Source organism: Kitasatospora sp. MBT66 (assembly GCF_000710405.2).
Lineage (GTDB): Bacteria > Actinomycetota > Actinomycetes > Streptomycetales > Streptomycetaceae > Kitasatospora > Kitasatospora purpeofusca.
The window spans coordinates 1-6,928 of the sequence record NZ_JAIY01000020.1 but is presented as its reverse complement, the minus strand read 5'-3'; the positions used below and the strand labels follow the sequence as shown (position 1 = coordinate 6,928).

The window sequence follows — 6,928 nt, the reverse complement described above, 5'->3', positions numbered from 1 at the left end:
TCGGGCGCTCGCCGTCCCCGCGGCGTACGGCGACGGCCGCCGCCTCGGTGCTGCGGCCCGTACCGGCCGCCCCCACCAGCGCCACCACCCCGGCCCCGCCGGGGCCGTCACCGCCGGGGGGATCGCCGCAGGGGCCGTCGTCCACCAGGAGGTCGGCCCACTCCGCGAGCCCGTCCGGCCGGTCCACCCGGTCGGCCGCCAGCGCGGCGACCCGGTCCGGTCCGGCCCCCGCCGCGGCCAGCTGGGCGGCGGCCAGCCGCAGCACCCCGGCCAGGTTGAGCGCGCTGCCGTAGGCGGGCACCCCGGCCGCGTTGCGCGCCAGCGCCTCGGCGAGTTCCGGCACGTCCACTCCGACGGCGGTCACCGGAACGGCGGTGGGCGGCCCCGGCCGGCCCGGGGTCCGCAGGCCGGGCGCGACCACGGCCACCACCGTGCCACTGGCGGCGTCCAGCACCGGCGCCCCGGCCGGGACGACCGCCGCGTCGGCCGCCGAGGGCACGTCGAGCAGCAGCACACCGTCGATCAGGTGGAAGCGGTCGGCCTGCGGGTACACCGCGCCGGTGGTCGCCGCGAGGCCGCAGCGCAGCAGTACCGTCCGCCCGTCCGCGCGCCCCTCGCCCCGGACCGGGACGGGCACCAGCAGCACTCCGCCGTCCCCGGCCGCCGGCGGCGGGGCGACGGGCAGTGGCGGCACGGGCAGCCCGCCGACGGCGTCGGTGCGCAGCAGGGCCAGCCCCTGCCCGGGCAGCGGCCGGACGTGGTCCGGGCCCAGCACCCTGGTCTGTCCCCCGAAGAGGTGCAGGACGATGCCGTCGAGGCCGGCGACCGTCTCGTGCGCGGTGAGGACGGTGCCCAGCGGGTCGAGCACGAAGCCCAGCCCCCGCGGCCGTCCGTCCCGGTCGTGGATCCGCAGCAGCCGACGGCCGGGGTCGCCCGCCGCCGTGCCGTCGTCCTCCCCCGGCAAGCCCCTGAAGCCCAGCAGTCCCGGCATGCCCGCAGCCCTCCCCGCAGGACCGGCCGGCCCTGGAGTGGACGCGTCGCGGCGACCTGCGCGCCGCCGGGGAGCCTGCCCGGCGTGGGCGCGGACGGACCGCGCCCGCGCCGTTCACGACCGCGGTTCACCTCGTGCGCTCCCCCGCGCGGGTGAACTTCCCCCCGACAGAACCCCGTGGAGCCCCGTGGAGCCCCGCGCGGCCCGGTTCAGCCCCGGTTCAGCCGACGAAGACGGCGACCGGCCGGGCCTGGCCGGCCTGCTCCTCCACCAGCGCCAGGAAGGTGCCGTCCGGCCCGAACACCGCGATCGGCCCGTCGACGCCCATCCCCGGGGCCTTCAGCCGGGCGCCGTGGGACAGCTGCTTCGCCTGGTCGACGTCGAGGTCCCAGCGCGGGAAGGCGGCCGCCGCCGCGGCGGCGATCGGCAGCACCTCCAGCCCGGTGGCCGCCTCGCCGGTCACCGAGGCCTCCAACTGCTCCAGGGTGTGCGCGGACTCCACCCCGTACGGCCCGACCTTGGTGCGCCGCAGCGCGGTGAGGTGCCCGCCGACGCCGAGCCCGGCGCCGAGGTCCCGGGCCAGCGCCCGGATGTAGGTGCCGGAGGAGCACTCCACGGTGACGTCCAGGTCGACCACCGGCGTGCCGTCCTCCGCGACCGCGGCGCGCCGCTCGTGCACCGTGAAGGAGTGGACGGTGGTCGGCCGGGCGGCCAGCTCGAAGTCCTCGCCCTCGCGCACCCGGGCGTAGGAGCGCTTGCCGTCGATCTTGATCGCGCTGACCTTGGACGGGACCTGCATGATCTCGCCGGTGAGCGCCGCGACGCCGGCGGCGATGGCCTCCCCGGTCACCCCGTCGGCCGGGGTCGAGGCGGTGACCTCGCCCTCCCGGTCGTCGGTGACGGTGGTCTGGCCGAGCCGGACGGTCGCCTCGTAGGTCTTGGCGGTGAGCATCAGATGGCCGAGCAGCCGGGTGGCCCGCTCGACCCCGATCACCAGTACGCCGGTGGCCATCGGGTCGAGGGTGCCGGCGTGGCCGACCTTCCGCGTCCCGGCCAGCCACCGCAGCTTCGCGACCACCCCGTGCGAGGTGATGCCCTCCGGCTTGTCGACGATGACCAGGCCGTCCGGACCGGTGCCTTTGCGCTTCATCAAGTTCTCTCTGTCAAAGCCCTGTACAAACGATCAACCACAGGCTGCCAACCTACCGACCGCACGGCCCCGCCGACCACGCAGCACGGCTGGCGGCCGGCGGGGGTCCCGCGCGGATCAGTCCCGGCGGGCCCGCAGCGCGGCGCGGAACCGCCGCACCACCACCTCGACGTCCTCCCGGGCGGAGAACCCCGCCGCGTAGACATGGCCGCCGCCGCCCAGCTCGGCGCAGGCGGCCGCGACGTCCACCGCGCCCTTGGAGCGGGAGGAGCCGCGCAGGGTGCCGTCCGGGTCCTGCTTGAGCACCAGCGCCACCTCGGCCTCGGCCGGGCGGCGCAGGATGTCGATCAGACCCTCGATCTCCTCGACGGTCACGCTGAACAGCACCAGCTCCTGGTACGGCACCCAGGTCCACACCAGGCCGAGGCCCTCCGCCGCGTCCGGCTCGTAGACGGCCCGGTCGAGCGCGCCGGCCAGCACCTTGAGGTAGCCGAAGGAGGAGGTGTCCCACAGCTGCCGCGAGATGAGGTCGTGCCGGATGCCGGTGGCCAGCAGCCGCCCGGCCAGCTCGTGGGTGGCGGGCGTGGTCGCCCGGTACCGGAACGAGCCGGTGTCGGTCGCGACACCGGTGTACAGGCAGGTGGCCAGCGACTGGTCCAGTTCGACGCCCAGCCGGCGCAGCAGTTCGTCCACCAGCACGGCGGTCGCCGGGGCGTCCGGGTCGATCAGCTGGTGGGTGCCGAAGCCGGGGTTGGAGGCGTGGTGGTCGAGGACGACCAGCACCGGGGCCGCGAAGGCCTTGTCGTGCAGCAGGCCCAGCCGGCTCTCCGCGGCGACGTCGAAGCAGAGCACCAGCTCGGGGGTGTCGGGCACCGCCGAGGCCGGCACGATCAGCTCCTGGCCGGGCAGGAAGGCCAGCGACTCGGGGACGATCTGCGGATCGTCGCCGAACGAGACCCGGACCTCCTTGCCGAGGCCCTTCAGGGCCAGCCCGGCCGCCAGCGCGGAGCCGAGCGCGTCGCCGTCCGGGCAGATGTGGCAGATCAGGTCGATCGAGCGGGCCCGGCCGATCTCGGCGACCACCTGCTGCCACAGCAGCTCGAATCCGCTCTCCTCGGCGCGCGGCCCCGGAAGCACCGCGAGGGCACCCTCCACCATGTCGGTGGAGGATGCCCCCGTGGTCGAACCGGTACCGGCTGCCGAACCGGCCGCCGCCGGCTCACCCGCCATGACTACTCGTCCTCGTCGTCACGCTCGGACGCCGGAACCTTGTACGGGTCCGCGTCGCCGGCGAAGGCCGCGCCCGCGGCGGTGGTGCGCACCGCGGCGTCGATGGCCCTGGCCCGGTCGAGCAGGTCGTCGATGTTCCTGGCGTTCTCCGGCAGGGCGTCCGCGACGAAGGTCAGCGTCGGGGTGAAGCGCACCCCGGTCTGCTTGCCGACCTCGGAGCGGAGCACGCCCTTGGCGCTCTCCAGCGCGGCGGCCGTGGCCTCACGCTCGGTGTCGTCGCCGAAGACCGTGTAGAAGACGGTGGCCTCGCGAAGGTCACCGGTCACCCGGGCGTCCGTGATGGTCACGAACCCGAGTCGCGGGTCCTTGATCCGGCGCTCCAGGGTCTGGGCGACGACCACCTGGATGCGGTCGGCGAGCTTGCGCGCCCTTGCGGTGTCGGTCACGTTGCCTCCTCGTGCAGTGGGCCGGGTACTCGGGCGTGCTGCTCGCCCATCGGGGCCCCTGCCCCAAAGTACCGGCCCGCGCCCAGCCTTGTGGGCGCTCTCGGTCCTGATCTGTGTGAGAACGGCGACTCGCGCCGTCCGCTTCCACAGTTCTCATTCGTCGTCGTCGTTGTGGTAGCGCCTCCTGGCGGAGAGCAGCTGAACCTCGGGGCGGCCGGCGACCAACCGCTCACAGCTGTCCAGGATCTCGGTGACGTACCCGGCTTCGCCGGACACCACCGCGAGGCCGATCTCGGCCCGGCGGTGCAGATCCTGGTTCCCGGTCTCGGCAGCGCACACGCTGTACTTGCGCTGCAGTTCGGCCACGATGGGCCGCACGATCGACCGCTTCTCCTTGAGCGAGTGGACGTCGCCCAGCAGGAGGTCGAAGGTGAGTGTTCCCACGAACATGTGTGACAGGTCAGAGCCGACCTGGAAGGCCTCGGGGAGCGGTTCCCGAACGGGACCGCTCCCCGGACCCTACACAGCAGGACCGGGGCCGGTCGACGGAAATACCACCCGTCGACCGGCCCCGGCAGCCACCCGCTTACGCGCGCGGCTTCTCGCGCATCTCGTAGGTCTCGATGATGTCGTCGACCTTGATGTCGTTGAACGAACCCAGGGTCACACCGGCCTCGAAGCCCTCGCGGACCTCGGTCGCGTCGTCCTTGAAGCGACGCAGACCCTCGATGGTGAGGCTCTCCGCCACGACCTTGCCGTCGCGCAGCAGGCGGGCCTTGGTGTTGCGGCGGATGATGCCGTCGCGGACCAGGACACCGGCGATGTTGCCGAACTTGGAGGAGCGGAAGACCTCGCGGATCTCCGCGGCGCCGAGGCGCACCTCCTCGTACTCCGGCTTGAGCTTGCCCTTGAGGGCGTTCTCGATCTCCTCGATCGCCTGGTAGATGACCGAGTAGTACCGGACGTCCACGCCTTCCTTGTCGGCAGCAGCGCGCGCACGGCCTTCGGCGCGCACGTTGAAGCCGATGATGATGGCGTCCGAGCCCATCGCCAGGTCCACGTCGGACTCGGTGATGGCACCCACACCGCGGTGCAGGACCCGGAGCTCGACCTCCTCGCCCACGTCCAGCTTGACGAGGGCGTCCTCGAGGGCTTCCACCGAACCGGAGACGTCACCCTTGATGATGAGGTTGAGCTGCTCGATGGAGCCGGCGGCGATGGCCTTGTCCAGGTCCTCCAGGGACACCCGGACCCGACGCTGCGCGAAGGCGGCGTTGCGGTCGCGGGCCGAGCGCTTCTCGGCGATCTGGCGGGCGGTGCGGTCCTCGTCGACGACGATGAAGCTGTCGCCGGCGCGGGGCACCGAGGTCAGACCGAGCAGCAGCACCGGACGGGACGGGCCGGCCTCGGCGAGGCTGTTGCCGTTCTCGTCCAGCATCGCGCGGACGCGGCCGTAGGCGTCGCCGACCACGATCGAGTCGCCGACGCGGAGGGTACCGCGCTGCACGAGGACGGTCGCCATGGCACCGCGGCCCTTGTCGAGGTGGGCCTCGATGGCGATACCCTGCGCGTCCTGCTCGGGGTTGGCCCGCAGGTCGAGCGAGGCGTCCGCGGTCAGGACCACGGCCTCCAGCAGCTGCTCGATGTTGAGGCCCTGGCGCGCGGAGATGTCGACGAACATGGTGTCGCCGCCGTACTCCTCGGCCACCAGACCGAACTCGGTCAGCTGACCGCGGACCTTGGTCGGGTCGGCGCCCTCGACGTCGATCTTGTTGACGGCGACCACGATCGGCACACCCGCGGCCTTGGCGTGGTTGAGCGCCTCGACCGTCTGCGGCATGACACCGTCGTTGGCCGCGACCACCAGGATCGCGATGTCGGTGGACTTGGCACCACGGGCACGCATGGCGGAGAACGCCTCGTGACCCGGGGTGTCGAGGAAGGTGATCGGGCGCTGCTCGCCGTTCACCTCGGTGACCACCTGGTACGCACCGATGTGCTGGGTGATGCCACCGGCCTCGCCGGCCACCACGTTGGACTTGCGGATGGCGTCCAGCAGGCGGGTCTTACCGTGGTCGACGTGACCCATGACGGTGACGACCGGCGGGCGCGGGGCCAGCTGGTCCTCGTCGCCCTCGTTGGCGCCGAAGTCGATGTCGAACGACTCCAGCAGCTCGCGGTCCTCGTCGTCCCGGCTGACGATCTCGAGCTGGAAGCCCATCTCGTCGGCCAGCAGCTGCAGCGTCGCGTCGGAGACCGACTGCGTCGCGGTGACCATCTCACCGAGGTTGAACATGACGGAGACGAGCGCGGCCGGGTTGGCGTTGATCTTCTCCGCGAAGTCCATCAGCGAGGCGCCGCTCGACAGGCGAACGGTCTGGCCGTTGCCGCGAGGCAGCATCACACCGCCGACGGACGGGGCCTGCATGGCCTCGTACTCCTGGCGCTTCGCCCGCTTCGACTTGCGACCACGGGCCGGACGGCCACCGGGGCCGCGGCCGAAGGCACCCTGCGTGCCACCACGGGCACCCGGGCCACCGGGACGGCCGCCGAAGCCACCCGGACGCGGACCGAAGCCACCGCCGCCACCCGGGGCACCGCCACCGGGACGGGGGCCGCCGAAGCCGCCACCGGCCGGACGCGAGCCCGGACCGGCCGGACGGCCCTGGAAGCCCGGACGGGCGCCACCGGCACCCGGACCACCCGGACGGCCACCGGGGCCACCCGGACCACGGCCACCGGGGCCGGGACGCGGGCCCGGACCGGCCGGACGCTGCGGCATCATGCCCGGGTTCGGACGCGGCATGCCCGACGGGGTCGGACGCGGGCCGGCCGGACGGGGCATGCCGTCGGGACGCGGAGCACCGGCACCGGGGCCACCGGCGCCCGGGGCGCCCTGGCCGCCGGGACGGGGACGGTCGCCACCCGGACGGGGAGCACCGGCACCCGGAGCACCCTGACCACCCGGACGCGGACGGTCGCCACCCGGACGGGGACGGTCCCCGGACGCGGACGGTCGCCACCCGGACGGGGACGGTCGCCACCCGGACGGGGAGCACCGGCACCCGGAGCACCCTGACCACCCGGACGCGGACGGTCGCCACCCGGACG

Annotated in this window: 4 protein-coding genes and 2 pseudogenes; all 6 read right to left on the bottom strand. The window is 73.8% G+C overall.

Features of this window, described 5'->3' with window-relative positions:
- Positions 1–991: pseudogene (locus tag BI06_RS51940) on the bottom strand (hypothetical protein); the annotation flags it as partial.
- A gap of 220 nt (positions 992–1,211) precedes the next feature.
- Positions 1,212–2,141: a tRNA pseudouridine(55) synthase TruB gene (gene truB, locus BI06_RS41140; RefSeq protein WP_043477244.1), complete on the bottom strand. Its 930-nt coding sequence runs from the start codon at positions 2,139–2,141 to the stop codon at positions 1,212–1,214.
- Positions 2,142–2,258: 117 nt separating this feature from the next.
- Entirely contained in the window at positions 2,259–3,371 is a 1,113-nt protein-coding gene (locus BI06_RS41135; RefSeq protein ID WP_082559057.1) for a bifunctional oligoribonuclease/PAP phosphatase NrnA, read from the bottom strand.
- Positions 3,372–3,373: 2 nt separating this feature from the next.
- A complete protein-coding gene (rbfA, locus tag BI06_RS41130) occupies positions 3,374–3,817 on the bottom strand; it encodes a 30S ribosome-binding factor RbfA (RefSeq protein ID WP_030397728.1) in 444 nt (147 codons plus the stop codon).
- A gap of 153 nt (positions 3,818–3,970) precedes the next feature.
- Positions 3,971–4,267 (bottom strand): DUF503 domain-containing protein, encoded by a 297-nt coding sequence (locus tag BI06_RS41125; RefSeq protein ID WP_030397729.1) that lies wholly within the window; start codon positions 4,265–4,267, stop codon positions 3,971–3,973.
- A 136-nt stretch (positions 4,268–4,403) separates the two neighbouring features.
- Positions 4,404–6,928 (bottom strand): annotated as a pseudogene (infB, locus tag BI06_RS41120) (translation initiation factor IF-2); the annotation flags it as partial.

Excerpts from the sequence above, each read along its gene's own strand:
- truB (WP_043477244.1), bottom strand. The coding sequence starts at position 2,141 with ATGAAGCGCAAAGGCACCGGTCCGGACGGCCTGGTCATCGTCGACAAG.
- BI06_RS41135 (WP_082559057.1), bottom strand. The coding sequence starts at position 3,371 with ATGGCGGGTGAGCCGGCGGCGGCCGGTTCGGCAGCCGGTACCGGTTCG.
- BI06_RS41125 (WP_030397729.1), bottom strand. The coding sequence starts at position 4,267 with ATGTTCGTGGGAACACTCACCTTCGACCTCCTGCTGGGCGACGTCCAC.